Origin of the sequence: Polynucleobacter sp. MG-28-Ekke-A2 (assembly GCF_035012985.1) — a bacterium.
Classification (GTDB): Bacteria; Pseudomonadota; Gammaproteobacteria; order Burkholderiales; family Burkholderiaceae; genus Polynucleobacter.
Genome location: NZ_JAYGQU010000001.1, coordinates 82,014 through 107,088 on the forward strand (window position 1 = coordinate 82,014; position 25,075 = coordinate 107,088).

The window sequence follows — 25,075 nt, forward strand, 5'->3', positions numbered from 1 at the left end:
TGGCCACTACAGGCTATGCCTTTAGCGAGGGCTATGAGCTTAAGCTACGCACTTTTGATCATCTATGTAAGCTTGAACCCCTTTGACTTTGATTTTCAGAATGGGATCTCTGCTTGGGCGTGGTTGGATGCTCCCTTGCCACGTTTTATGACTTTATTTGATGTATCGGTCAATATCTTGGCTTATATTCCCTTTGGATTTTTGGTAGTGTTTGCTGCCTATCCTCGTTGGCGTAACTACGTAGCTCTTGGAATGGCCCTTAGCTTGAGTGCTGGCCTGGCACTAGGTGTAGAAACTCTGCAGTCTTGGCTGCCTACTCGCATACCGAGTCAGATGGACTGGTGGGCCAATATATTGGGAGGACTGTTAGGCGGCTTATTAGCGATTCCTCTGGGGCCACAATGGCTTTCTGGAAGCGCAATTCGTCGGCGCTTTGATCAATGGTTTGGCCTTAATTGGGCAGCATGTGCCCTGTTCTTATTATTTCCCTGGTCACAAATTTATCCACAAAGCTCTTGGCTTGGCACGGGCGTATGGGGGCATGCCATCTTTGGCTCCGTTGATTGGGGTACTGTGGTGATTAATCAGGTCATTCAAGAGGCGGCAATTACCTCGCTAAGCTGGCTTGGAGTGGCCTTGTTGCTCTCTCTGGGTTTGCGCACCAAAGCTCCCCAGTGGCGCATTCTCAATGGACTGCTTGGCCTAACAGTGATGGTAAAGACTTTATTTACCGCCCTTCAATTTGGCACTGAGTTTAGTTTGATCTGGTTTACCGCTGGAGCTCTATGGGGAATGGTACTGGGCAGCATCTTACTAAGATGGACCTTAAGGCTCAAGCAAATGACTAAGTTTTGGTTAGCTTTGATTTGCTTGCTGGGAACCACAATAGCGGTCAATGTTTTGCCAGACAATCCATATTTCATTCTGACGCTCAGACACTGGTATCAAGGACGCCTATTGCACTTTAATGAGTTGATGCAATGGGTTTCCGTAGTATGGTTACCTTTGGCGCTGATTTGGATGGTTCGAAGTGCCGTTGAATTTAAACCGAAACATTGATGAATATAATTTTTCTATGAGTTTTTCACACCACCTATTTTTTTGTCTCAATCAGCGCGCCAATGGTGAGGATTGTTGTGATCAGCACAATGCTTTTGCCTTATTTGACTATGCCAAGAAAAGAGTGAAAGAGCTTGGTCTTGCGGGCCCAGGGAAAATACGCGTGAATAAGGCGGGTTGCCTAGATCGCTGTGCTGACGGTCCTGTCATGGTCGTCTACCCAGACGGCGTCTGGTACACCATGGTTGATGTGGATGATGTTGAAGAAATCATCCAGTCTCATTTAATCGCAGGGCGTCCAGTAGAGCGCTTGCAATTAGTCTAGCCATTACAGAGAGTTGAAAGTTTTTTATGAATAGCCGTACAAAAGTAATTCAGATTGAAGGGATTGTTGGATCAATGGAAATGTCTATTGATCTGCCAGATGAATTAAAAAATGATCCTGCATTTGCCGTTCGTGGCTTAGCCCTTATTGCACATCCCCATCCATTGATGGGTGGAACGATGGATAACAAGGTAGCGCAAACCATGGCACGTGCTTTTAACCAGTTGGGTTACGTGAGCGTGCGCCCAAACTTTCGTGGTGTAGGCGGAACCGAAGGCGTTCATGACGATGGCGTTGGTGAGTTAGAGGACTTGCTTCATGTAACCGATTGGATGCGAACACCATCAAGCTGGAGTCAATTTGAAGCAACTGCGAATCAATCCTGGATAGGAGGGGCGAATACTCTGCCGCTAGTAGTTTCAGGTTTTTCTTTTGGAAGCTTTGTTGGTAGTCACTTAGTGCAAAGGCTTTCAGAATTAGGCCGTCCAGCTGAGCGCCTGGTAATGGTGGGTAGCGCCGCAGGCAAATGGACTCTGGCGCCAGTGCCCGCGGATACGATTTTGATTCATGGGGAGTTGGATGAAACCATTCCTTTGATTGATGTTTTAGATTGGGCGCGTCCGCAAGAGTTGACTGTGCAAGTAGTGCCTGGCGCAGATCACTTTTTCCATCGCCGCTTGCATTGCATTCGCAACATCATTACTGGCGCGTGGTTGGGCATGCCAGATCATCGTAAGTAATTAGAAATAGAAAGACAATATGGCCGAAGAAAAATCATTAATCGAGTACCCATCCTTATTTCCCATCAAGGTCATGGGTAAAGCAAACCCAGAATATCTTCCAGCGATAGTGCATATTGCCAAACAATTTGATCCTACGTTTGATGAGAGTAAAGTTGAGCAGCGCCCTTCTAAGGATGGAAATTACCTCGGCATTACTTTGCCAATTACTGCGACTAGTCGTGAACAGTTAGATGAGCTGTACAGAACCTTGTCTACCCATCCATTGGTTAGTGTTGTTCTGTAATTAATTCATGGCAGCTTTAGTAAAACAATTGGGTTTAGCAGATTACGCCTCTACGTATGAGGCGATGAAACTCTTTACTAAAGAGCGCACTAACGAAACGCCCGATGAAATTTGGGTCCTAGAGCATCCTCCTGTTTTCACTTTAGGTTTGGCGGGTGATGCGGGTAACTTGCATTCACCCAGCAATCAAATTCCACTCGTGCAAGTAGATCGGGGTGGAGAGATCACCTATCACGGGCCAGGCCAAATCGTGGTTTATCTTTTGCTAGATCTAAAGCGTTTGGGGATTTTCGTAAAAGAATTGGTCTCTCGTATAGAGCAAGCGCTGATAGATACGCTCGCAGATTTTGGGATTAAGGCTGAAAGGCATCAGGGGGCTCCAGGAATTTACGTCTCTCAGCAGCCAGGAGTACCCTCAGAATGGATTGGCGCTAAGGTGGCGGCCTTGGGCCTCAAAGTCTCCAAAAGCTGCTCCTATCATGGTCTAGCCCTGAATGTCGCTACCGATTTAGAGGCCTTTCAGCGTATCCACCCCTGTGGGTATGAGGGTTTAAAGACAGTCGACATGCAAACTCTTGGGATCAAGGACAATGTAGACACTATTAGCCAAAGGCTTTTGCAGCATTTACAAAAGCAACTGATGCCATCATGACCACAAATAAGCCTGACACCAAGACACCCATCGAGGCGCGCCAAGACCTCAATTACGACGCATCACGTAAACAAAAATCGAGCGAGAAGACTGCGCGCATTCCGATCAAAATCATTCCTTTAACAGAGGTATTGAAAAAGCCTGATTGGATTCGGGTGAAGGCGGCCTCAAATAACTCCCGCTTTTCTGAAATCAAAAAGATTTTGCGCGAGAACGAGTTGGTAACCGTTTGCGAAGAAGCCAGCTGTCCCAATATTGGTGAATGCTTTGGTAAAGGAACTGCTACATTCATGATTATGGGTGACAAGTGCACGCGTCGCTGCCCTTTCTGTGACGTAGGCCATGGCAGACCAGATCCTCTTGATACAAAAGAGCCTGCTAATTTAGCGCGTACTATTGCTGCGCTCAAACTGAACTATGTGGTGATTACGAGCGTAGATCGTGATGATCTGCGTGATGGCGGTGCAATGCACTATGTTGATTGCATTTCTCAATCACGTGAACTCTCCCCGAATACTCGTATTGAAGTATTGGTCCCAGATTTTCGTGGCCGCCTAGATAAAGCGTTAGATATTTTTTCTGAGCATGCACCTAGTGGGTTGCCTGATGTGATGAATCACAACCTCGAAACGGTGCCTCGTTTATACAAACAGGCTAGACCGGGTGCAGATTACTTGCATTCGTTGAAGCTCTTGAAAGACTTTAAAGAGCGTTTCCCACATGTCCCTACTAAAAGCGGTTTGATGGTTGGCCTTGGTGAAACAGATGAAGAAATCTTAGAAGTGATGCGCGATATGCGTGAGCACAATATCGACATGCTCACTATTGGTCAGTATCTGGCCCCGTCAGGACATCATCTACCTGTTACGCGTTACGTTCATCCCGACGTCTTTAAGATGTTTGAGGAAAAGGCGTATGAAATGGGCTTCTCTCATGCGGCTGTAGGCGCTATGGTGCGCTCAAGCTATCACGCAGATCAACAGGCGCACGGAGCTGGGGTTGTTTAGACGGGTTTCTAAGGCCGCCACCGTACTAGCGGCTTTCATTTTTCTCATTGCATGTAGTCCTAAATTAGATTGGCGTACAGTCCAAGCGCCGCAAGAAAGATATACCGCTTTATTTCCTGGCAAGCCAGATAAATTAGAGCGCCGCATTCCTTATCTTGATCAAGAACTCTTACAGACACTTGAGGCGGTAAAAATTGATGATGATATTTACTCGGTTAGCACTATCCAGTTGCCGGCCAATCAAAGTGCCTCACTAAGTAAGTTACTTTCACAATTACAGGCTAACTTAATTGACAGGGCAAAAGCATCTGGTGGCGTTGTCACTGTTGAGGATGCTTTTTATAAAATAGCAGACCGACAGCGTTTGCCGATCAAAGATTATTTTCTGGATTTGAAATCCAGCGGTACATCACAGCAACTCATGCGCGTTCGTTGGATCAATCGAGTTGCGCCGAATGGTGATATCTGGGTTTATCAAATATCAGTGCTGCATATGAATGCAGGCACGGAGAATGCAAAAACTTTGTTGTCTAAAGAAGAGTATGAAAACTTCTTTAGTGATTTTTCTCCAGAGTAGTCTGAAGAGAAGATCATTTAATTATTGTTTTTCTAGTGCAGTAACTTTAGCTTCAAGCGCTTCTAACTTTTCACGTGTCTTGGCGAGCACTTTAGTTTGTAGCTCAAACTCTTCGCGTGTAACCAAGTCCATTTTCTGAAATCCTTGGTTCATCATGGCGCGTACATTCTTTTCAATTTCTTGAGCTGGCGAATTGCGGATCGCATCACCAACTTTGTTCTGCATATCGTTAGCGATACGTTGGATTTGTTCGAGGATTTCGCCTGGTTTTTGCATGATGAGAGATCGCAGTTCTATTGAGAGTTGCAGAAAAGATACACATTCGTATTTTAAGTTGTATGCGTAAAACTGCCCAAAAAGGGGTTAAAGCCCGATAAATGCCCCATATTCACCTTTGAGGTGCATTATTTAGCATCAAAAAAGGGCATTTGCCTTATTTGGGGGATTTGTGGCAAAGCTATGAACCCCTGGGGATTCAATATCACCCCATGCAATAAGCATTCAACCCATTTTTTATTACAACCAGTAAGGAGTAGTTCATGAAAACTTTGCAAAAGACAGCAATCTCTGCAGCAGCAGTAGCTTTGTTGGCAGGTCTTTCGACTGTAGCATTCGCGGCTGATGAGCCAGCAGCTGAGGTAGAAGTAAGCCCAATTACAGCGAACGTAAGTCTTGTAAGTGACTATCGCTATCGTGGTATTTCTCAGTCAAATTTAAGACCAGCTATTCAAGGTGGATTTGACTACGCACATGAGAGCGGTTTGTACATTGGTAACTGGAATAGCTCCATTACCTGGGTTAATAACCTTAGCCCTTCAGTTTCTTCTGGCATCGAGATGGACTTTTATGCTGGCTTTAAGAAAGAGTTGATTGCAGAAGGTTTTGCTAGCGATATCGGCGTACTGCAATATTACTATCCAACTAGTGGCAACTTCGTAAGCCCTAACGTTAATCCAAATACTACTGAGATCTATGCTGCTCAGAACTATACATTTGGCCCAGTTACTGGTTTCTTGAAATTTTCTTATGCAGTGACCAATACATTTGGATACAACCAAAGTAGCGGATCTTACTATCCTGATTTGACTGCAAACTATGACACAGGAATTTGGGGTCTTGCAGTAAACGCGCACGTTGGCTACCAGAAGATTGCCGGTCAACAAGTTGTTGCTGGTGTCCCAACTGCTAGCTATACAGACTGGAAGTTAGGCCTAACTAAAGACTTCGGCGGCGGTTTATCTTTGGCTGCTGCATATATTGGCACCAATGCAGCCAAGAGCGGAAGCACATACGCTTACTCAAGCCCATCAGGTAAAAACTTGGGTGGCTCAACAGGCGTACTTAACCTTACAAAAACTTTCTAATTTCCACTCTGAACGGAGAAACACATGAAATTAATTACCGCAATCATCAAGCCCTTCAAGCTTGACGAAGTGCGCGAAGCTCTCTCGGAAGTGGGAGTTTCGGGCATTACCGTCACTGAAGTTAAAGGCTTTGGTCGTCAAAAAGGCCACACCGAGCTGTATCGTGGTGCTGAGTATGTTGTCGACTTTTTACCTAAAGTAAAAATTGAAGCTGCTGTTGAAGATGGCATCTTGGAGCGTGCGATTGAAGCAATTGAAAAATCAGCACGTACTGGCAAAATTGGTGATGGCAAGATTTTTGTCTCTCCAGTTGAGCACGTCATTCGTATTCGTACCGGTGAAACCGGCGCGTCAGCACTTTAAAGAGAGGTTCAAAATGTTAACTTGGATGAAACGACTCGTTGCTGGTGGTGCTATGGCTTTGGCTATTGGCGCTACTGGTGTAATGGTTACTTCGCCAGCGCATGCTGATGAAGTAAAAAAACCAGCTGTAACAGCTCCTGCTGCTACTCCTGCTGCTACAGAACCTGCTCCTGTTCTTTGCTCTGAAAAGTGCAATAAAGGTGACACTGCTTGGATGATGGTCTGTACAGCATTAGTGCTGTTGATGACTCTTCCTGGCTTGGCGTTGTTCTACGGCGGTTTGACACGTAGCAAGAACATCTTGTCTATCTGTATGCAATGTTTCATGGTCTTCTCTTTGATTTCAGTGCTATGGGCGATTTATGGCTATAGCTTTGCATTCACGGAAGGCGGAGCATTCATCGGTGGATTAGATCGTCTCTTCTTGGGCGGCATGAATCCAGACTCAGTAGCGGCAACCTTTAGTAAGGGTGTTGTGATTCCTGAGTATGTCTTTATGGCTTTCCAAGCAGTGTTCGCAACAATCACTTGCTGCTTGATCATTGGTTCTTTTGCTGAACGCGCTAAGTTTTCTGCAATCTTAGTGTTTATGGTGATTTGGTTTACTTTCAGCTACTTACCAATCGCTCACATGGTTTGGTTCTGGCCTGGTCCAGATGACATCAAAGATGCTGCATCACTCGAAGCAATTACTGCTCGTGCTGGTTGGTTGTGGCAAAAAGGTGTTCTCGACTTTGCTGGCGGAACTGTTGTGCATATCAATGCTGCGATCGCTGGTTTGGTTGGCTCCTTTGTTATCGGCAAGCGTTTGGGCTACGGCAAAGAAGCAATGAAGCCACATAACTTAGTTTATGTAATGGCTGGCGCTGCTCTCTTGTGGTTCGGCTGGTTTGGTTTCAATGCTGGTTCAGCTCTTGAAGCAAACGGTAGTGCTGCCTTGGCATTCGTGAATACTTATTTAGCTACTGCTGCTGCTGTATTGGGTTGGTCAGTTGCTGAGTGGGTTCTCAAAGGTAAGCCATCAATGTTAGGTGCTGCATCTGGTTGCGTAGCTGGTTTGGTTGCAATTACTCCTGCGGCTGGATTTGCTGGCCCAATGGGTTCAATCATCATTGGCTTAGTTGCTGGTGTAGTTTGCCTCTGGGGTGTTACTGGTCTCAAGAAGATTTTGGGCTCAGACGACAGTTTGGACGTATTTGGTGTTCACGGCGTAGGCGGTATTACTGGTGCATTGTTGACCGGTGTATTTGCTGACCCAGCATTAGGCGGATCTGGTATTTGGGATTATGTGGCTAACGCTGTTGCTCCTGATTACTCAATTGCTAGCCAATTGTGGATCCAGGCTCAAGGCGTGATTACCACTGTAATTTGGTCTGGCGTAGTTTCTTTCGTAGCCTTCAAATTGATCGATATCGTGATTGGTTTGCGCGTTAAGGAAGAAGAAGAGCGCGAAGGCTTGGACATCAGCTCACACGGTGAGACTGCTTACGAGTCTTAATCAGTAGATTTACCCCTCACTGGGCTGCCCTAGTTGGCTGCCTAGTTTTAAGCGCGGGATCCTCGGATCCCGCGTCTTTCTTTTAATAATCTTACAATGGTGGAATGGTTCCACATCTCATTACTGCACTTACCGGCCCTTTGCTCGAATTAGAGTCAAAGGTTCTAGAAGCGACCCCAACCATTGAGCGTTGGTTCAGGCTGGAGTGGCAAGAACATACCCCGCCTTTCTACTGTTCTGTCGATTTACGCAATTCTGGTTTTAAGTTAGCCCCAGTTGACACCAATCTTTTCCCTGGAGGGTTTAATAACCTTTCACCACAGATGTTGCCGCTTGCTGTTCAAGCTGCCATGGCTGCCATTGAGAAGATTTGTCCTGAGGCTAAAAACTTATTGCTGATACCAGAACGACATACACGCAATACTTTCTATTTGCAGAATATTGCGCGCTTGTCTTCGATTTTGCGTCAAGCTGGATTGAATGTTCGACTAGGTACCTTCTCCGAAGAAATTAAAAAGCCAACCTGGATTGACTTGCCTGATGGCAATCGCTTGTTGATGGAGCCGCTTTCTCGATTGGGTCTCAAGAAGCAACGCTTAGGCCTAAAAGATTTTGATCCTTGCTCGATCCTATTAAATAACGACTTATCCGCAGGCATCCCTCCGATTTTGGAAAATATCTATGAGCAGTACTTGCTGCCAGGCTTACACGCTGGTTGGCATGTGCGTCGTAAATCTAATCACTTTGCCGCATATGAAGAGGTGGCAAAGAAATTTGCCAAAGTAGTGGATATCGATCCATGGATGATTAATCCTTACTTTACTAGTTGCTCCAATATTAATTTCCACGAGCGTAAGGGTGAAGACAAACTTCAAACTGCTGTAGAGCAAGTTTTAAAAAAGACCGCTAAGAAGTATCGTGAATACGGTATTAAAGAGAAGCCTTATGTTGTCGTAAAAGCTGATGCCGGTACTTACGGCATGGGCGTGATGGTAGTGAATGATCCCTCGCAGTTAAAGGGCTTGAATCGTAAAGACCGCAATAAGATGAGTGTGGTCAAGGAAGGTCTTGAGGTCAGCGATGTATTGATTCAGGAGGGTGTGTATACCTTCGAGAAGGTCAATGAAGCGGTTGCTGAACCGGTGGTGTACATGATCGATCGTTATGTCATTGGCGGCTTCTATCGCGTTCATACTGACCGTGGACCAGATGAGAACCTGAATGCTCCAGGTATGCATTTTGTGCCTCTAGCCTTCGAGCAAAACTCGATGCCTGATCTCGGAGCTAAGCCGGGTAGTGCCGCTCCAAATCGCTTCTATCTATATGGTGTGGTTGCTCGCTTAGCGCTGCTTGCTGCATCATTGGAGCTAGAGCGAACTGATCCCAATGCTGAAACCGCATAAATAAATCACTAATCTCTCAATAGAAATAATGAACCTTCTTTTTATTGCAGATCCCCTTGAATCTTTTAAGATTCAAAAAGATTCCACACTCGCAATGATGCGAGCAGCGCAAGAGGCAGGCCACCATTTGTGGTTTTGTCAAAGTCGCAATGTGTTGTGGAGAGATGATTTCGTAGTGGCTGATTGCCAATCTTTAGTGATTAAGCCCAGCTCCACTCACTGGTTTGAGTTAGGTGATATTGAGTCTCGAACACTCAAGTCTTTTTCTGCTGTGCTTATGCGCACAGATCCTCCTTTTGATATTGAATATCTCAATACCACTTGGTTGTTATCGGCCGCAGCACGTCAGGGCGCGAAAGTATTTAATGAGCCAAGCGCTGTTCGAGATCATTCAGAAAAACTATCCATCACAGAGTTTCCAGAGCTGATTCCGCCTACCTTAGTCACGCGTGAATTAGCTGCAGTAGAGCTTTTTCATCAAGAACATCGCGATATCGTGATTAAACCGTTAGACGGCATGGGCGGCATGGGTGTATTTAGAGTTGGGGCTGATGGCCTTAACCTTGCGAGCATTGTAGAAACCCTTGGTGAGAATGGCGCAAGAACCCTGATGGTTCAACGCTTTCTTCCAGAAATTGCCCAGGGTGATAAACGGGTACTTTTAATTGGTGGAGAGGTGGTGCCATTTGCGCTAGCCCGCATTCCGCAGGGTAGCGAAATTCGGGGTAATTTGGCTGCCGGCGGCAAAGGCGTAGCGATGCCTTTAACCGAGACTGAAAAAAGGATTGCTGAAAAATTAGCACCTGTTTTAAATCAGCGTGGATTATTCTTAGTTGGGCTGGATTTAATTGGTGGTTATCTCACTGAAATTAATGTGACGAGCCCTACTTGTTTTGTAGAAATTACTGACCAAAGCAACTTTAATGTTGCGCAATTTTGGTTAGCAGCGCTAGAGAAAGCATTGGCATAAATATGGTTGGAATTGTCATCGTTGCTCACACACCGGTTGCCAGCGCAATGCTGGGGTTTGCTGAGCATACTTTTGGTGTATTGCCTGAGCGTGTTCGAGCAGTGGATATCCCTCCTCATGAAGATACCAAGGCAAGCTTTGATCGCGTAATGAAGGCGGCTTATGCTGTGAACACAGGCAATGGCGTCCTGATCCTGACAGATGTTATGGGCGCAACCCCCGCTAATGTGGCCTCTAAGCTTGAGGCCTTAGGGCCTTTATCAGGCCTAAATGCTCCTGTCATCGTCTTAGCGGGATTAAACCTTCCTATGCTGATGCGTTGCATTTCTCATCGCGGTGAGAATCTAGAAGAGTTAGCGCAAAAAGCCCTTGCCGGTGGGCAGAATGGCATCTTACGCTTAGGTACAAAAGTAAATCAAGAATAGATAAGGTCCAGCACACTATGCCTTCGGCAGAAATCGAAATCATCAATAAATTAGGCTTGCATGCGCGCGCATCTGCCAAACTGTCTCAATTAGCGGCTCAGTTTCCTTGTGAAATATTGTTGTCACGTAATGGGCGTCAAATTAATGCGAAGAGCATTATGGGTGTGATGATGTTGGCGGCCGGTATCGGCAGCACTGTGACCCTTGAGACTGTGGGCGAAAAAGCGGATGAAGCTATGCAGGCACTCACTGCCTTAATTAATGACCGATTTGGTGAGGGTGAGTAAATAGCATGACTTTTGCATTGCACGGAATTCCAGTATCGAAAGGCATTGCCATTGGCAAGGCGGTACTGATTTCTCGTGCAGCATTAGAAGTGAGTCATCACCTGATTGAAGCTGGTAAAGAAGAGGCTGAAGCACAAAAGCTATTAGACGCATTTGATCAGGTTCGCCTAGAGCTTGAACAATTGCGCCAAGGGTTGCCAAAAGATGCCCCACAAGAGATGGCTGCATTCTTAGACGTCCACGGTATGATATTGGCGGATCCAGCATTGGCTGAGAAGCCCATTAAACTCATTCGTACGCAACGATTAAATGCAGCATGGGCTTTAACCACTGAGCTCAATGATCTTCTAGAGCAATTTGCAGATATTGAGGACGCTTATTTAAAGGAGCGTGCTAACGATATTCGGCAGGTTGCTGAACGAGTCATTAAGGCATTAAATTCCCAGAAAAAAGATCCATTAAATGATTCTGATTTTTTGCCAACAAGCGATATTGGTATTGAGTCAATTATTGTTGCTCACGATATTGCTCCGCACGACATGCTGCGTTTTAAAGAGCATGCGTTTACCGGATTTGTAACGGATCTTGGCGGCAAGACCTCCCATACTGCTATCGTGGCGCGCAGCATGGAAATACCCGCAGTAGTTGGCGTACGTCACGCGAGCGAAATGATTCGCCATGGCGATTGGTTGGTACTAGATGGCGATCGAGGAGTTGTAGTAGTTGCCCCAGATGAGCAACTGCTAGCCGAATATCGCAAACTACAAACGCAGGTTCTGAAAGAAGCTCGTAAGCTCCAGCAGTTAAAGCATGCAAAAACAGAAACAGCTGACCGTGTTGAGATTGAGTTGTTTGCCAATATTGAATTACCAGAAGATGCTATTCAGGCGGTAAAGCTAGGGGCTGTAGGGGTTGGTTTATTCCGTTCTGAATTTTTATTCATGGACCGTAAACAGGCTTTGCCAGATGAAGAGCAGCAATATCAAGAATACCGTCGCGTAGTCGATTTAATGCAGGGCTTACCTGTCAACATTAGAACCATTGATGTTGGTGCAGATAAAGCATTGGGCGGCGGTGGCGATATTTCTCAAACAGGAACTTCACCACTGGGATTGCGGGCAATCCGCTGGTCTTTAACGGAGCCTGAAATCTTTTTAACGCAGCTCAGAGCAATCTTGCGCGCATCAGCCCATGGTCAAGCGCGCATCATGATTCCTATGTTGGCGCATGCTAAAGAGATCGATGAAACTTTTAGGCTGATTGAAAAAGCCAAACAACAGTTGCATCAGCGTGGCAAAGCATTTAATCCGAATATTCAGATTGGCGCGATGATTGAGATTCCGGCTGCCGCTTTAGTCTTGCCTTTGTTTATTAATCGATTCGATTTTCTTTCTATTGGAACGAATGATTTAATCCAGTACACGCTGGCGATTGATCGCGCAGATCATGCAGTTGCCCATTTATACGACCCATTACATCCAGCGATATTGAATTTATTGGCTAATATCATTGAGCAAGCTAAACGCGCCAATGTACCTGTGGCTGTTTGTGGCGAGATGGCTGGTGATCCTGCATTAACGAAGTTATTGCTTGCCTTGGGCTTAACGGATTTCTCAATGCACTTCAGCCAGTTATTGCTGGTCAAGCGGGAAATTCTTCAGGCCAATGTCGGTTTATTAAAAGCCCGCGTTAATAGGGTCTTGAAGGCGTATGAGCCCGAAGAGCAGGCAAAGGCTCTAGAGCGACTGCTGTCTTAACTACTTAGCGCGTTGCTTAGTGGGCTGAGCCGCATACCGAGCACTCGGAATTACGGCTAATACGGATTTCATCGATTTGGGTCGTACGCCCATTCCAAAGCAACATGCGGCCCACCAAGGGCTCTCCAAAACCAATTAATACCTGCAGGACTTGAGCGGCTTGTATGGCTCCAATGATCCCTACTAGAGGCGAGAAGATGCCCATGCTGGAGCAACTGACTTCTTCAAATAATTCATCTGGAGAAAAGATGCAGGCATAGCATGGTGAGCTTGGATTTCGCAGATCAAAGACACTCACTTGACCATCAAACTTGAGTGCTGATCCAGAAACTAGAGGAATTTGATGTTTAACGCAGGCGGCATTAATGAGGTGCCGAGTTGTAAAGTTATCCGTGCAATCGAGAACAACATCAACGCTTGGCAATATTCCATCTAATAGCGAAGCTGTGGCTTTAGCCTGAATGGTTTCAATCTGAATGCTGGAGTTAAGACGTTGTAAAAATTCTTTTCCTGAGACAACTTTACTTTTGCCAACGCTACTTTCGGCATGCATGATTTGGCGCTGCAAATTGGTGAGCTCTACATCATCATGATCTACTAAGGTGATGAGTCCAACTCCGGCAGCAGCTAAATAGGGGGCGGCAGCACTACCTAAGCCGCCGGCACCGATGACTAAAGCATGTGATTGGAGAAGCTTCTCTTGGCCAGCAACATCAATCTCGTCAAGCAGTAAATGCCTGGAGTATCGAAGTAACTGCTCGTCATTCATGTGCCAGCCGCAGAGATTAAAAGGTTATTCGAGTTTGGATGAAGAGCGCTTCACAGGCTGGCCATTAATAAAGGCCACCGCTTGAGAAAGCATGAAGTCATCCGCACTACCTAGTTCTGTAGGCTTCTTATTTTTATCTTTCTCTTTTTCTTCAGGAGTCTTCTTGGCATTTTTTTCTTCAATGCGCTGCAACTCTTCGATACGACGTTGTTCCCGATCTTTAATCAACTTATCTTCGGCAGACTGCTTATTGCGGAGATGTTTTTCGCTATCAATCTCACGAGTGATTAATACATCATCTGGATCACCATCTTTGTTTTGATCTACTGGGATATCTGGTTTCACACCAAAAGCCTGAATCGACTTGCCACTTGGGGTGTAGTAATAAGCGGTAGTAATCTTCAGTGCTGAATCATTGGTCAGGGGGCGAACGGTTTGGACAGAGCCCTTACCAAAGGTCGTTTTTCCAATAATGGTTGCGCGTTTATAGTCTTGGAGTGCGCCAGCCACAATCTCGGAAGCTGAGGCGGAATAAGCGTTTACCAAGACCACCATAGGCAATTTCTTAAATATCGCTGGAACACCCGCCAAAGGGTCGCCAGACTCATTTAGGCGATACATCGCTGGCGTTGCATTAAATACCTGTTTTGAATCTGGGGACTGGCCCTTAGTGGAGACAATGACTGCGTCAGCAGGCAAGAATGCTGCAGCCACACCCACAGCTCCTTGTAATAGACCGCCGCCATTGTTGCGAAGATCAAGAATGATACCTTTGAGTTTTGGATCTTGATTGGCAATATCAGTTAGTTTCTTGGCAAGATCGGGAACGGTGCGCTCTTGAAAGCTTGTGATGCGTACCCAAGCAATATCGTTATCCAGAATTTTTGTTTTGACTGATTGAACTTTAATCTCTGCGCGAGTGATTGTGACCGGAAAGCTACGCTCCTCACTCTTACGAAATACCGTCAAAGTAATTTTGGTTCCAGGTTCGCCGCGCATAGTCCGCACAGCTTTGTCTAGAGACATACCACGAACAGGTTTGTCATCAAGGCGTGTAATGAGGTCTCCAGCTTGAAGGCCTGCGCGAGCAGCAGGACTATCTTCAATTGGATTGAGTACTTTCACTACACCATCTTCAGAAGTGATTTCAATGCCAAGTCCAGCAAACTTTCCAGAGGTCATCTCTTGCATTTCTGCAAAATCTTTTTTATCTAAGAAAGTGGAATGAGGATCAAGACTACTGACCATTCCTTTAACGGCATCTGTTAGTAGTTGCTTATCTTCTATGGGCTCAACATATTCACGCTTAATTTGGGCAAAGACATTGGAGAGCGTGCGGAGCTCATCCAGCGGTAGCTGAGGGCTTTGCTGGGCGGTCGCGGAGAGCTGGATCGTGGCTGCTACGCCGGCGATAAGGCCAACGGCTATCAGGGCGAAATTCTTTAGAAATTGGCGCATATCTCTTTTGCTTTAATCCAAATAAAAGTGTTGAATGGGTTTGAGGTTGTCGTCTAACTCATAAACAAGTGGCACACCATTAGGTACATTCACTTCCATGATGGCTTCATCAGACATTTGATCTAAATACTTAATGAGTGAGCGAATACTGTTGCCGTGCGCCACTAATAAAACGCGTTTGCCAGCTTTGAGTGCGGGTGCAATAGATTCATTCCACAAGGGTAATACTCGCTCAACATTATCTTTCAGGCATTCGCCCAAAGGAATATCGGAAGGATTGAGCTTTGAGTAACGGGGATCATTTTTGGGGTGACGCTCATCATCATGCTCAAGTAGCGGTGGACGTACATCATAGGAGCGACGCCAAATATGAACTTGTTCATCGCCATATTTAGTTGCCGTTTCAGCTTTATTCAATCCGGTGAGTGCGCCATAGTGACGTTCATTTAAGCGCCAGCTATGAACAACAGGAAGCCACATCAAATCCATGGCATCTTGAACGTGCCAAAGAGTGCGAATGGCACGCCTTAAAACAGAGGTATAGGCGATATCAAATTCATAACCTGCATTTTTGAGGTTTTCACCTGCTGCGATGGCTTGTTCTGCGCCTTTAGGGGTTAAGTCAACGTCCGCCCAGCCAGTAAAGCGGTTTTCAAGGTTCCAGGCGGATTCGCCATGACGAATAAGGACAAGTTGTTTCATAGAGCCATTCTATAATCCGGTGATGAACTTTCTCACGCAAATTGATAATTTAGCGCTTATTGCCCTGTTGTTGGTTTCAGGCATAGCGCTTTTCCTACCCTCATTATCTACGCTTATTGGCGGAAAAGGCTTGTCGCCTACCGAAGCGACGATTTGGATTAATCGACGCAAAGCCTATGTCTTGGACCTGCGCTCGGAAGAGGCCTTTAAATCGGGTCATTTACCTGGCGCCAAATTCGCTAATGCTGCTGGTTTAACGGCAGCGATTGAAAGGCTCAAGCTTGACCGTAAGCACCCAGTAGTCCTGGTTTGTGAAACCGGATCTCAGTCACGCAAACTCGTGGCCGAAGCTCAAAAGTTGGGCTTTGCCGAAGTAGGCGCCTTAGATGGCGGTGTGCAGGCTTGGAAAGCAGCAGCTCTGCCATTAGTGAAATAAGGAGAAATCGATGCCTCCAGTAACAATGTATAGCACCCAAGTTTGCCCTTACTGCGTCATGGCGGAAAAGTTGCTGACTAAAAAAGGCGTTGCTAATCTCGAAAAGATTTTGATTGATCGTGATCCGGCCCAACGCGAAGTTATGATGACACGCACTGGCCGCCGCACTGTTCCACAAATCTATATTGGTGATACGCATGTTGGTGGTTACGACGACTTAGTGGCATTAGATCGCGCTGGAAAGCTTGATCCTTTATTAGCTTAATAGATTTAACATTCAAAGAAAGTTAGCAATGACTGAACAAACCCCAGCACCTCAGGCAGGCACCGATCAAGCTAAAGAACCTGGATTTCGTATTCAGCGAATTTACTTAAAAGATGTATCTCTTGAGCAACCAAATGCTCCGCAAATTTTGTTGGTTGCGTCTGAGCCACAAGTCCAGGTTGAGATTGATATCTCCGTTGCACCCTTAAGTGAAGGTATCTTTGAGGTAGCTCTAAGCTCCACTGTGACTGCTAAAGTCGATACCAAAGTACTATTCTTGGTAGAAGCAAAACAAGCCGGCATCTTTGAATTTAGCAACATTCCGGTTGAGCAAATTGATCCTATGCTTGGCATTGCTTGCCCAACAATTTTGTATCCGTATTTACGTTCAAATATTGCCGATATTATTAGTCGCGCAGGCTTCCAGCCAATTCATTTGAATGAGATTAATTTCCACGGCATGTACGAACATCGTTTGATGCAAGCTCAACAAGAAGCTGCCGCCAAGGATGGCGCAGCCGCTGAGAGCAAGCCTCACTAAGATCAACGAGCGAGCCCACAGATCATGAAGGTGACGCTGCTTGGTGCTGGTGCCTGGGGAACGGCGATGGCTGCACAAGCAGCTCGCTTTCTCCAAGAAGGTGATGTTGTTTTATGGTCTCGTAGCAAACAACAGCTAAAAGAAATTGAAGAGAGCGCTGAAAATCGCGCTTATCTTTCAGGCATTCAGTTGCCTGCAAGCCTTAAGTTTGAGAGCAACTTTTCTGCTGCCATCAAGCGACTTTCGAGCAATGATTTATTGGTCATTGCTACACCAATGTCAGGGCTTTCAGAAACAATCGCCCAAGCTTTAAAGATTGCTGAGCACCCACTTAATATTATTTGGCTCTGCAAAGGGCTTGAGCCGAATACCGCCCTATTGCCCCACCAGGTAGTAGAGCGTGAGAGCAAGATGCATTCTCATGGAATAACGCATTCGTATGGTGCCTTATCCGGCCCGAGCTTTGCACGTGAGGTTGGTGCGGGTATGCCTTGCGCTTTAACTGTTGCTAGCAAATCTCCTAAGTTATGTGAAGCAGTGCAAACCGCTTTCCATCACGGCAATATGCGTGTGTATTCAAGTGATGATTTGATTGGTGTGGAGTTAGGCGGCGCTATTAAGAATGTCTTGGCGATTGCTGCAGGTATTGGTGATGGCTTAGATTTGGGCTTGAACGCACGCGCTGCTGTTCTCACACGCGGTTTAGCAGAGATGATGCGAATTGTGAAAGCCGCAGGCGGTAAATCCGAAACTTGCATGGGTCTTACTGGGGTTGGGGACTTGATCTTGACCGCCACTGGAGATCTATCGCGTAATCGGCGCGTTGGTCTTGAGCTTGCTGCTGGTAAGTCGCTGCCTGAGGTTCTTGCCAGTCTTGGTCACGTTGCTGAGGGTGTGCTTTGTGCAGAGGCGGTTGGCGACTTGGCAAAACGCTTAGGGGTTGACATGCCGATCACTACGATGATGGGTGAAGTGCTCTCTGGAAAATTGAAGCCACATGTTGCCGTTAAAAAACTTATGGGGCGTGATCCTAAAATCGAATCGTAATTACAGCATCTGGGTCAATTTCTTATTGACCGCCAGCAAGGCCATTCTGGCGCCATGCTTCATAAACTACGATTGCTACAGTATTTGATAGGTTCAGACTGCGACTACTATCTTGCATTGCCAGACGCATGCGATTCTCATTCGGAATCGAGTCTCTGACTTCATCCGCAATACCTTTGGTTTCAGAGCCAAATACAAAGTAATCATCGGGCCCGTATTTGCCTTCATGAAACTTGCCCGAGCCCTTGGTAGTCAATGCAAAGAGATGCTGAGGATCGGGTTGCTCATCCTTTAAAAACTGTGCCCAATTTTTATGTACTTTGACTCGTGCAAACTCGTGGTAGTCCAGGCCCGCTCTACGCAACTTAGCATCTTCCATCGGAAACCCAAGCGGCTCAATTAAATGCAGCTTGGCGCCAGTGTTTGCACACAAACGAATAATGTTTCCAGTGTTAGGTGGAATCTCGGGTTCGAATAAAACAATATTAAACATACGGCACTCTTTAGATTGGTCGCGCAGCTCGAAGTACTACCCAATTAATGACGCGAGATACACCATTGTCCTTCAGAACGCGCGCAATTTCATTAAGAGTTGCGCCACTTGTCATCACATCATCAAACACAATCACAGTCTTGTTTGCGAGCTGATCAATATAACGCTCTTCAAGGTAAAACATTCCCTGAATGGCTAGGTGGCGATTGCTTAAGGTGCTTCCGGCCTGTCGCTCTGCATAATGATGGCGCTGCAGCACATAAGGTGATTTTTGAATATGCACTCCACACTGAATCCGTTTAGCAATTTCCCAACTTTGATTGAAACCACGCTGCGCTAACTTCTCAATACTAAGCGGCACTGGCAGTAAATAATCAGCAGAGATATCTTCAAATTCCCGACTAAAAATTAAGTTCCATGTTCTGCCAAGGGCATTAGCAAATGCAATGCGTTTTTGATACTTCAATTCATGTAGCGGAGTTTGTAACAATCCATCGTAGCGATCTAAGCAATAGGTTTCATCAAAGCATGGTTGAAAGGTTTGGCATTGCATACAGCGTTGTTGTGCAATTTCTGAAACCTGAAGTGTTATGCCACATTGGTAGCAACATTGATAGTTCAATAAACCTTCATCGCGTAATTGATTGAGACAGCGATCGCATAGGGATGATTTTTGGAACCCCTGACAAGCAATACAAGCTGTCGGCAAAAGCTGTTCACAAATGGCTTGAAAAATGTTCTCTGGAAATCGCATGGGGCGCTGAGTATACTGAGTCAATGACCCAGCCCCTTAGATGGTTACAAGACGAAATTGCAGCTCGCATGCTGCAGAAATTAGACATTGTTAAGCTTGATGTAAAAGACATCTTAGTGGTGCCCGATTTTGCTGGTAAGCATTTAGATACGCTCGCTCAGCGCTATCCAAAGGCGCGCATTTTTAGCATCACCGAAAAAGGTGTTTCAGGATTTCAAATGTGGCGCGCTAAAGCGCTGAGTAATTGGCGTTCTTTATTTGCGAGTAACACTAGCTCCTTGACAAGCTATGCCTCGTCTGGAAGATTCGATATTCCCGATAATTCTGTTGATTTAGTGTTCAGCGATCTTTTGCTGCACGATTTGCCTGATCCGAAGCATTTTTTGCAGGAGTGTTGGCGCGTTCTGCGCGAGGGCGGCTTAATCACATTTAGCTATTTAGGGCCTGATACCGGAAAAGAGTTGCGCGCCTTAGAGCTTTCGGACGTAAAGCTGAAGAATTTATTAAGTCCTTGGGATATGCACGATATGGGAGATGCTTTGCTTGGCGAGCGGTTTTCTGATCCTGTAATGGACATGGAGTGCCTCACTTTGGATTACGAGAAGCCTGCTTTATTGCTGGCCGATATGAGTGCGCTGAAATTGGTGCATTCCACCCCTCCTGAAGTCACTGAAAAAGAGGTTTTGCCGCAAAAAATCACCTTAGAGGTGGTTTATGGGCATGCATGGGCACTCGGAAAGCACCTCGCAAAGGCAAAGGACAACGTCGCCTACATTGATCTAAATCAAATTGGGCACAAGACTAGGCCAGATTCTGCCTAAGTGTAAGTGCTTACTATCATTTAAACCTCGACCAAGATTGGTTCAAGCTGGGTTAACCCGGTTTGTTCTTGCGCTTAATTCACCCTATAATCACGGCTGTAAGTATTAGCTTAAGACCGTTTTTTGGGCATTTTGTGGCATTTTTGCTGCTTTGCTCACGACAATAAACAGAGAATAAGATGAATTTATTTGGAAAAGTCACTAGGGCTTCGCTCTATTTCGCAGTAGCTTTTGGTACTGCATTTGCTCATGCAGCAGAGAATATGCCTGGTGGCCCAGCTGTTAATCAGCTGAATTTTGCGCCTCCTGCTACCAAAATCATGCAAGAAATCCATTGGTTGCATTGGATGATGCTGGTCATTTGCGCAGTGATTTTTATTGGCGTTTTTGGGGTGATGTTTTATTCCATCTTGAAGCACCGTAAATCATTGGGTCACAAATCCGCTTCTTTTCACGAGAGCACAACTGTTGAAATTATTTGGACAGTTGTTCCATTGCTGATTGTTATCGGCATGGCATTGCCAGCAACAAAAACTGTTGTGGCGATGAAAGACACTACCAACTCTGACATCACTATTAAGACCACTGGTTATCAGTGGAAGTGGGGTTACGATTACATTAAGGGTGAGGGTGAAGGCATCAATTTTATTTCCACTTTGGCAACATCACGTGAAGCAATCAATAACTTAGCACCTAAGTCAGATACTTATTTGATGGAAGTGGATAACGAAATGGTTGTGCCAGTTGGCAAAAAAATTCGTTTAATTACTACTGCTAACGACGTTATTCATGCTTGGACTATCCCAGCATTTGGCGTAAAGCAAGATGCGATCCCGGGCTTCGTTCGTGACACTTGGTTTAGAGCTGACAAGATTGGTACATTTCGCGGTCAGTGTTCTGAGCTATGCGGTGCAGAGCATGCATTCATGCCTATCGTTGTGAGAGTAGTGTCACAAGAGGACTACACCGCTTGGGTTGCTGAGAAGAAAAAAGCAATGGGTGCTGGCGGTGACGATCCATCAAAGGTTTATACCTTGGATGAACAAAAAGAGCGCGGCGCTAAAGTTTATGCAGCAAACTGTGCAGCTTGTCACCAGCCGAATGGTAAGGGCGCGGGTGCATTCCCTGCATTGGATGGCAGTAAAGTAGTGAACGGTCCTAAGGAGGGTCAGTTCAATATCTTGCTCAATGGTAAAAATGCAATGCCGAAATGGGGTGGTGTTCTTTCTGATGCCGATATTGCTGCTGTAATTACTTATACCCGTAACTCCTGGGGCAATAAGACAGGCGAAGTGATTCAGACCCAAGAAATCATGACCGCACATGGCGGCAAGTAATCCAGATTAACTAATACAGATAAAAACGAAACCGGAGTAATCCATGAGTACAGTCTCTACTACCCACGATCACGCACACGACCACGCGCATGATGATCATATGCCACACGGATGGCGTCGTTGGTTGTTTGCAACCAACCACAAAGATATTGGCACGATGTATTTGCTCTTCTCATTCATCAGCCTATTAGCTGGTGGCGCGATGGCTTTGGGTATTCGCCTGGAATTATTCCAGCCTGGTTTGCAATTCTTCCGCCCTGAGTTCTTTAATCAGCTGACAACCATGCATGGCTTGGTAATGGTATTCGGTGCGATCATGCCGGCATTCGTTGGTTTCGCGAACTGGATGGTGCCTTTGCAAATTGGCGCATCCGATATGGCATTTGCTCGTATGAACAACTTTAGCTTCTGGATTCTGCCGGTGGCTGCAACCTTGTTATTGAGCTCATTCCTTGTCCCTGGTGGTGCTCCAGCAGGCGGTTGGACTATGTATGCTCCGCTGACCTCACAAATGGGTCCTGGCATGGACATGGCAATTTTTGCCCTCCACTTATTGGGTGCTTCTTCCATTATGGGTTCGATCAATATCATCGTGACCATCTTGAATATGCGCGCTCCGGGCATGACTTTGATGAAGATGCCAATGTTCTGCTGGACTTGGTTGATTACTGCTTATTTGTTGATTGCTGTGATGCCTGTACTGGCTGGTGCGATCACGATGACTTTGACTGATCGTCACTTTGGTACCTCATTCTTCTCCGCAGTTGGCGGTGGCGACCCAATCATGTTCCAGCATATTTTCTGGTTCTTTGGTCACCCAGAGGTTTACATCATGATTCTTCCAGCATTTGGAATCGTGAGTGAAATTATTCCTGCTTTCTCCAGAAAAACATTGTTTGGTTACAGCTCAATGGTTTATGCAACCGCATCTATTGCGATCTTGTCATTCATCGTTTGGGCTCACCACATGTTTGCAACTGGTATGCCTGTCACTGGCCAGCTTTTCTTTATGTACGCAACTATGTTGATCGCTGTTCCAACTGGTGTAAAGATTTTTAACTGGGTAGCAACAATGTGGAAAGGTTCGATGACTTTCGAAACCCCAATGTTGTGGGCCATTGGTTTCATCTTCGTATTTACGATGGGTGGCTTTACTGGTTTGATCTTAGCAATGGCGCCAATTGATATCGGTTTGCAAGATACCTACTATGTTGTGGCTCACTTCCACTATGTACTGGTAGCAGGTTCATTGTTTGCCATGTTCGCCGGTTTCTACTACTGGTGCCCCAAGTGGACAGGTCGCATGGCTAGTGAAACTCGCGGCAAGATCCACTTCTGGACTTCCATGATTTTCTTTAACATCACATTCTTCCCGATGCATTTCTTGGGTTTAGCTGGTATGCCACGTCGCTATGCCGACTATCCAACCCAGTTTGCTGATTTCAATATGGTTGCTTCAATCGGCGCATTGGGCTTTGGCTTGTCGCAGGTCTATTTCTTGTTCTTCGTTGTGCTTCCTGCATACCGTGGTCAAGGTGAAAAAGCACCAATGAAGCCATGGGATGGAGCTAAAGGTTTGGAGTGGACTATTCCTTCTCCAGCACCACACCACACTTTTGAAACTCCGCCTAGTGCTGAGCAAATGCATGAAGCAGGAATTTAATTCTTCAGAGAAACAAGCCCTTGCTGCGAAGAATCGCAGGATGGGCCTCATTCTTTTGAGTGTGTCACTGATATTTTTTATTGGTATTGTGATTAAACGGAGTATGTTGGGTTAATCCCGCAATGACGATGGTTTCAACTCAATCACTAAATCGCCAGATTTTATTAAAGCTCTTAATTGCAGCGGTAATGATGTTTGGATTTGGTTACGCACTAGTCCCAATGTATAAAGCCTTGTGTGAAGCTACCGGGATTAATGTTGTAACGAGCAAAAATGACTATGGCGTTAGAGCTTTCAGCCCAAATAGGGTTGGTAATACCCAGGTTAAGTATGCTCGCACGGTGATGGTTGAGTTTGACTCCAATAGCCGTGGCCCGTTTACTTTCAAACCAGTAAAAAATTTTTTAGAAGTGCATCCTGGTGAAATGACTGAGATTGTTTATGAAGTCACCAATAATCAAAATCGCCAAGTGCGAGCACAGGCAATACCAAGTTATGCGCCTAAAAGCGCAACAGAGTTTTTTACAAAGTTAGAGTGTTTTTGTTTTCAAGAGCAGACATTAGCGGCAAATGAGACAAAAAAGATGCCGGTAGTTTTTGTGATCGATGCGGGTCTCCCGGAAGATGTGAAAACCATTACTTTGTCGTATACCTTCTTTGAGTTGGGCGCGGGTGGTACACCACCGGCTCCAAAATCAAAGGTGGTGTCGTGAAGAAAAAAAGTAGTTTTATGCAGTCTATGAAAGCCGTAATGTGGGGTTTCTTGGGGGTGCGTAAACAATCAGGTTTGCAGGAAGATGTCGCTTCACTTAGTTTTGTTCACATTATCATTGCAGGTGTTGTTGGCGCCTTGATTTTTATGGGTGTTCTCCTGTTGATAGTGAAAGCAGTTGTTTCCCATTGATTATTTTTTGATTGAATAGAGAGAATAAGATGTCATCCAATTCAACCCCATACTATTTCGTCCCTGGACTATCTAGACATCCAGCAATGGCCGCACTTGGCTTAGTTGCTTTTGGCTTTGGTATCTCTGGATGGGTAAATCATGCTTCTTGGGGCGCCCCTCTTACCCTTGCGGGCGTGGTATTTGTTATATACGTGCTGTATAACTGGTTCGGCGATACGATTGCTGAGTCCAATGCTGGTAAGAATGGTATCAACGTTGATATTTCTTATCGCTGGTCAATGGCTTGGTTCATCTTCTCAGAAATCATGTTCTTCGGCGCATTCTTTGCGGCCCTCTTTTACGCACGCAATATTGCAATGCCTTGGATGGGTGACGTTACGAGCAAATTACTTTGGCCTAATTTCCAGGCTGTCTGGCCAAATGATGGTCCTGCTGGATTGGTTGAGAAGTTCACCACCATGGGCCCATGGCCGATTCCAACTATCAACACATTATTGTTATTGAGCTCTGGCGTGACGATTACTATTGCTCACCATGCATTGGTAGCGAACCACATGAAGAAGGCCATTATTGGCTTGGCTGCAACTGTTGGCCTGGGTTTTATCTTCTTGTGCTTCCAGGTTTTTGAGTACTACCACGCTTACCATGAGCTCAATTTGAAGCTCACATCAGGTATCTACGGCTCTACATTCTTTATGTTGACTGGATTCCATGGTTTCCACGTATTCCTTGGCGGCACTATGCTGGCCATCGTATTGCGCCGTATGATTCGTGGCGACTTTACTGCTAAACACCACTTTGCTTTTGAAGGCGCTGCTTGGTACTGGCACTTCGTTGACGTAGTCTGGCTTGGACTGTACATCGCTGTTTACTGGATGTAGTTTGAATAAAAAATCGGGGCTTTAAAGCCCCGATTTGTTTCAGCGCTCTTGTGTTGTTCGCTAGCGACTAGTTTGTTCCCACCCTGATGCCGGTAGCTTCAATGAGGCCAAAGTAGTGGGCTAGCAAAATTCCTAAAAATAGCGCGACGGACAACCCAATGCGTAGCATCAGTGAATGAACCATACGGGAGCTATTCCCCCTATCTTTCATCATGTAATACAAAGCCGATCCTAAGCTAAAAACAATCATTAGTAGGACAATAGGAATAATCCACTTCATCTCAAATC

33 protein-coding genes are annotated in these 25,075 nt (G+C 45.7%); 26 read left to right on the forward strand and 7 right to left on the reverse strand.

Annotated elements, in window-relative coordinates:
• The first annotated feature begins 33 nt into the window (after positions 1-33).
• From VC188_RS00445 to VC188_RS00475, 7 genes are read left to right on the forward strand one after another with little or no spacing between them, the layout of a single operon-like run.
• Positions 34-1,059, forward strand: a complete 1,026-nt coding sequence (locus tag VC188_RS00445) for a VanZ family protein (RefSeq protein ID WP_323482691.1) — start codon at positions 34-36, stop codon at positions 1,057-1,059.
• Positions 1,060-1,075: 16 nt separating this feature from the next.
• Positions 1,076-1,384, forward strand: a complete 309-nt coding sequence (locus VC188_RS00450; protein WP_215321114.1) for a (2Fe-2S) ferredoxin domain-containing protein — start codon at positions 1,076-1,078, stop codon at positions 1,382-1,384.
• Positions 1,385-1,410: 26 nt separating this feature from the next.
• Entirely contained in the window at positions 1,411-2,124 is a 714-nt protein-coding gene (locus VC188_RS00455) for an alpha/beta hydrolase (RefSeq protein ID WP_323482692.1), read from the forward strand.
• Between the two features lie 19 nt (positions 2,125-2,143).
• On the forward strand, positions 2,144-2,410 hold the full coding sequence (locus VC188_RS00460; RefSeq protein WP_072582654.1) for a DUF493 family protein: 267 nt from the start codon (positions 2,144-2,146) through the stop codon (positions 2,408-2,410).
• Between the two features lie 7 nt (positions 2,411-2,417).
• Entirely contained in the window at positions 2,418-3,062 is a 645-nt protein-coding gene (gene lipB, locus VC188_RS00465; RefSeq protein ID WP_215321112.1) for a lipoyl(octanoyl) transferase LipB, read from the forward strand.
• Positions 3,059-4,069, forward strand: coding sequence for a lipoyl synthase (gene lipA / locus VC188_RS00470; protein WP_216190610.1), 1,011 nt, complete (start codon positions 3,059-3,061; stop codon positions 4,067-4,069). Before lipB ends, lipA begins: the two co-directional genes overlap by 4 nt.
• Positions 4,062-4,646, forward strand: a complete 585-nt coding sequence (locus VC188_RS00475) for a hypothetical protein (protein WP_323482693.1) — start codon at positions 4,062-4,064, stop codon at positions 4,644-4,646. Before lipA ends, VC188_RS00475 begins: the two co-directional genes overlap by 8 nt.
• Positions 4,647-4,667: 21 nt before the next feature.
• Here VC188_RS00475 and VC188_RS00480 read toward each other — a convergent pair whose 3' ends face one another.
• Positions 4,668-4,922: an accessory factor UbiK family protein gene (locus VC188_RS00480; protein WP_323482694.1), complete on the reverse strand. Its 255-nt coding sequence runs from the start codon at positions 4,920-4,922 to the stop codon at positions 4,668-4,670.
• 263 nt (positions 4,923-5,185) lie between these two features.
• Between VC188_RS00480 and VC188_RS00485 the strand changes: the two genes are divergently transcribed.
• The 8 genes from VC188_RS00485 to ptsP all read left to right on the forward strand — a co-directional run bounded on the left by VC188_RS00485 (position 5,186) and on the right by ptsP (position 12,713).
• Complete coding sequence (locus VC188_RS00485; RefSeq protein ID WP_216232585.1) at positions 5,186-6,010, forward strand: TorF family putative porin; 825 nt, start codon at positions 5,186-5,188, stop codon at positions 6,008-6,010.
• Between the two features lie 24 nt (positions 6,011-6,034).
• The gene (locus VC188_RS00490) at positions 6,035-6,373 is read left to right on the forward strand and encodes a P-II family nitrogen regulator (protein ID WP_011903792.1); all 339 of its coding nucleotides are present in this window, start codon (positions 6,035-6,037) and stop codon (positions 6,371-6,373) included.
• A 13-nt stretch (positions 6,374-6,386) separates the two neighbouring features.
• Positions 6,387-7,871, forward strand: coding sequence for an ammonium transporter (locus VC188_RS00495; RefSeq protein WP_323482695.1), 1,485 nt, complete (start codon positions 6,387-6,389; stop codon positions 7,869-7,871).
• A gap of 104 nt (positions 7,872-7,975) precedes the next feature.
• Positions 7,976-9,274 carry a glutamate--cysteine ligase gene (gshA, locus tag VC188_RS00500; protein WP_323482696.1) on the forward strand — a complete coding sequence of 433 codons (1,299 nt, stop codon included), beginning with the start codon at positions 7,976-7,978 and terminating at the stop codon, positions 9,272-9,274.
• A gap of 28 nt (positions 9,275-9,302) precedes the next feature.
• Positions 9,303-10,244, forward strand: coding sequence for a glutathione synthase (gene gshB / locus VC188_RS00505; protein ID WP_216155366.1), 942 nt, complete (start codon positions 9,303-9,305; stop codon positions 10,242-10,244).
• A 2-nt stretch (positions 10,245-10,246) separates the two neighbouring features.
• Positions 10,247-10,669, forward strand: coding sequence for a PTS fructose transporter subunit IIA (locus tag VC188_RS00510; RefSeq protein WP_323482697.1), 423 nt, complete (start codon positions 10,247-10,249; stop codon positions 10,667-10,669).
• Between the two features lie 17 nt (positions 10,670-10,686).
• Positions 10,687-10,956, forward strand: coding sequence for an HPr family phosphocarrier protein (locus VC188_RS00515; RefSeq protein WP_215321104.1), 270 nt, complete (start codon positions 10,687-10,689; stop codon positions 10,954-10,956).
• Positions 10,957-10,961: 5 nt separating this feature from the next.
• Positions 10,962-12,713: a phosphoenolpyruvate--protein phosphotransferase gene (gene ptsP, locus VC188_RS00520; RefSeq protein ID WP_323482698.1), complete on the forward strand. Its 1,752-nt coding sequence runs from the start codon at positions 10,962-10,964 to the stop codon at positions 12,711-12,713.
• Between the two features lie 16 nt (positions 12,714-12,729).
• Here ptsP and VC188_RS00525 read toward each other — a convergent pair whose 3' ends face one another.
• From VC188_RS00525 to gpmA, 3 genes are read right to left on the reverse strand one after another with little or no spacing between them, the layout of a single operon-like run.
• Positions 12,730-13,482: a HesA/MoeB/ThiF family protein gene (locus VC188_RS00525; protein WP_323482699.1), complete on the reverse strand. Its 753-nt coding sequence runs from the start codon at positions 13,480-13,482 to the stop codon at positions 12,730-12,732.
• 24 nt (positions 13,483-13,506) lie between these two features.
• On the reverse strand, positions 13,507-14,940 hold the full coding sequence (locus VC188_RS00530) for a S41 family peptidase (protein WP_216190607.1): 1,434 nt from the start codon (positions 14,938-14,940) through the stop codon (positions 13,507-13,509).
• A 12-nt stretch (positions 14,941-14,952) separates the two neighbouring features.
• Positions 14,953-15,642 carry a 2,3-diphosphoglycerate-dependent phosphoglycerate mutase gene (gene gpmA / locus VC188_RS00535; protein ID WP_215321100.1) on the reverse strand — a complete coding sequence of 230 codons (690 nt, stop codon included), beginning with the start codon at positions 15,640-15,642 and terminating at the stop codon, positions 14,953-14,955.
• Positions 15,643-15,664: 22 nt separating this feature from the next.
• Here gpmA and VC188_RS00540 point away from each other — a divergent pair, with 22 nt between their 5' ends.
• From VC188_RS00540 to VC188_RS00555, 4 genes are read left to right on the forward strand one after another with little or no spacing between them, the layout of a single operon-like run.
• The gene (locus VC188_RS00540) at positions 15,665-16,078 is read left to right on the forward strand and encodes a rhodanese-like domain-containing protein (RefSeq protein WP_215321099.1); all 414 of its coding nucleotides are present in this window, start codon (positions 15,665-15,667) and stop codon (positions 16,076-16,078) included.
• Between the two features lie 10 nt (positions 16,079-16,088).
• Entirely contained in the window at positions 16,089-16,343 is a 255-nt protein-coding gene (gene grxC / locus VC188_RS00545; RefSeq protein ID WP_215362291.1) for a glutaredoxin 3, read from the forward strand.
• 28 nt (positions 16,344-16,371) lie between these two features.
• Entirely contained in the window at positions 16,372-16,884 is a 513-nt protein-coding gene (gene secB, locus VC188_RS00550; protein WP_215321097.1) for a protein-export chaperone SecB, read from the forward strand.
• A gap of 24 nt (positions 16,885-16,908) precedes the next feature.
• On the forward strand, positions 16,909-17,931 hold the full coding sequence (locus VC188_RS00555; RefSeq protein ID WP_215321096.1) for an NAD(P)H-dependent glycerol-3-phosphate dehydrogenase: 1,023 nt from the start codon (positions 16,909-16,911) through the stop codon (positions 17,929-17,931).
• Between the two features lie 22 nt (positions 17,932-17,953).
• On the opposite strand, the gene trmL is transcribed toward VC188_RS00555, so the two are convergent.
• Together trmL and VC188_RS00565 are read right to left on the reverse strand one after the other, a co-directional pair.
• Positions 17,954-18,424, reverse strand: coding sequence for a tRNA (uridine(34)/cytosine(34)/5-carboxymethylaminomethyluridine(34)-2'-O)-methyltransferase TrmL (gene trmL / locus VC188_RS00560; protein ID WP_215321095.1), 471 nt, complete (start codon positions 18,422-18,424; stop codon positions 17,954-17,956).
• A gap of 10 nt (positions 18,425-18,434) precedes the next feature.
• Positions 18,435-19,202: a ComF family protein gene (locus VC188_RS00565; protein ID WP_323482700.1), complete on the reverse strand. Its 768-nt coding sequence runs from the start codon at positions 19,200-19,202 to the stop codon at positions 18,435-18,437.
• A 44-nt stretch (positions 19,203-19,246) separates the two neighbouring features.
• Here VC188_RS00565 and VC188_RS00570 point away from each other — a divergent pair, with 44 nt between their 5' ends.
• The 7 genes from VC188_RS00570 to VC188_RS00595 all read left to right on the forward strand — a co-directional run bounded on the left by VC188_RS00570 (position 19,247) and on the right by VC188_RS00595 (position 24,787).
• Entirely contained in the window at positions 19,247-19,999 is a 753-nt protein-coding gene (locus VC188_RS00570) for a methyltransferase domain-containing protein (protein ID WP_323482701.1), read from the forward strand.
• Positions 20,000-20,178: 179 nt separating this feature from the next.
• Entirely contained in the window at positions 20,179-21,336 is a 1,158-nt protein-coding gene (coxB, locus tag VC188_RS00575; RefSeq protein WP_216155381.1) for a cytochrome c oxidase subunit II, read from the forward strand.
• Positions 21,337-21,379: 43 nt separating this feature from the next.
• Positions 21,380-22,999: a cytochrome c oxidase subunit I gene (gene ctaD, locus VC188_RS00580; protein ID WP_323482702.1), complete on the forward strand. Its 1,620-nt coding sequence runs from the start codon at positions 21,380-21,382 to the stop codon at positions 22,997-22,999.
• Positions 22,983-23,114, forward strand: coding sequence for a cytochrome oxidase small assembly protein (locus VC188_RS12035; RefSeq protein WP_216155384.1), 132 nt, complete (start codon positions 22,983-22,985; stop codon positions 23,112-23,114). The genes ctaD and VC188_RS12035 overlap by 17 nt, the downstream gene beginning before the upstream one ends.
• Positions 23,115-23,127: 13 nt before the next feature.
• Positions 23,128-23,712 (forward strand): cytochrome c oxidase assembly protein, encoded by a 585-nt coding sequence (locus VC188_RS00585; RefSeq protein WP_323482827.1) that lies wholly within the window; start codon positions 23,128-23,130, stop codon positions 23,710-23,712.
• Positions 23,713-23,729: 17 nt separating this feature from the next.
• A complete protein-coding gene (locus VC188_RS00590; RefSeq protein WP_083564235.1) occupies positions 23,730-23,903 on the forward strand; it encodes a DUF2970 domain-containing protein in 174 nt (57 codons plus the stop codon).
• Positions 23,904-23,932: 29 nt separating this feature from the next.
• Positions 23,933-24,787: a cytochrome c oxidase subunit 3 gene (locus VC188_RS00595; protein ID WP_323482703.1), complete on the forward strand. Its 855-nt coding sequence runs from the start codon at positions 23,933-23,935 to the stop codon at positions 24,785-24,787.
• 67 nt (positions 24,788-24,854) lie between these two features.
• On the opposite strand, the gene VC188_RS00600 is transcribed toward VC188_RS00595, so the two are convergent.
• The gene (locus VC188_RS00600) at positions 24,855-25,067 is read right to left on the reverse strand and encodes a twin transmembrane helix small protein (RefSeq protein ID WP_072582679.1); all 213 of its coding nucleotides are present in this window, start codon (positions 25,065-25,067) and stop codon (positions 24,855-24,857) included.
• Positions 25,068-25,075: the final 8 nt, after the last annotated feature.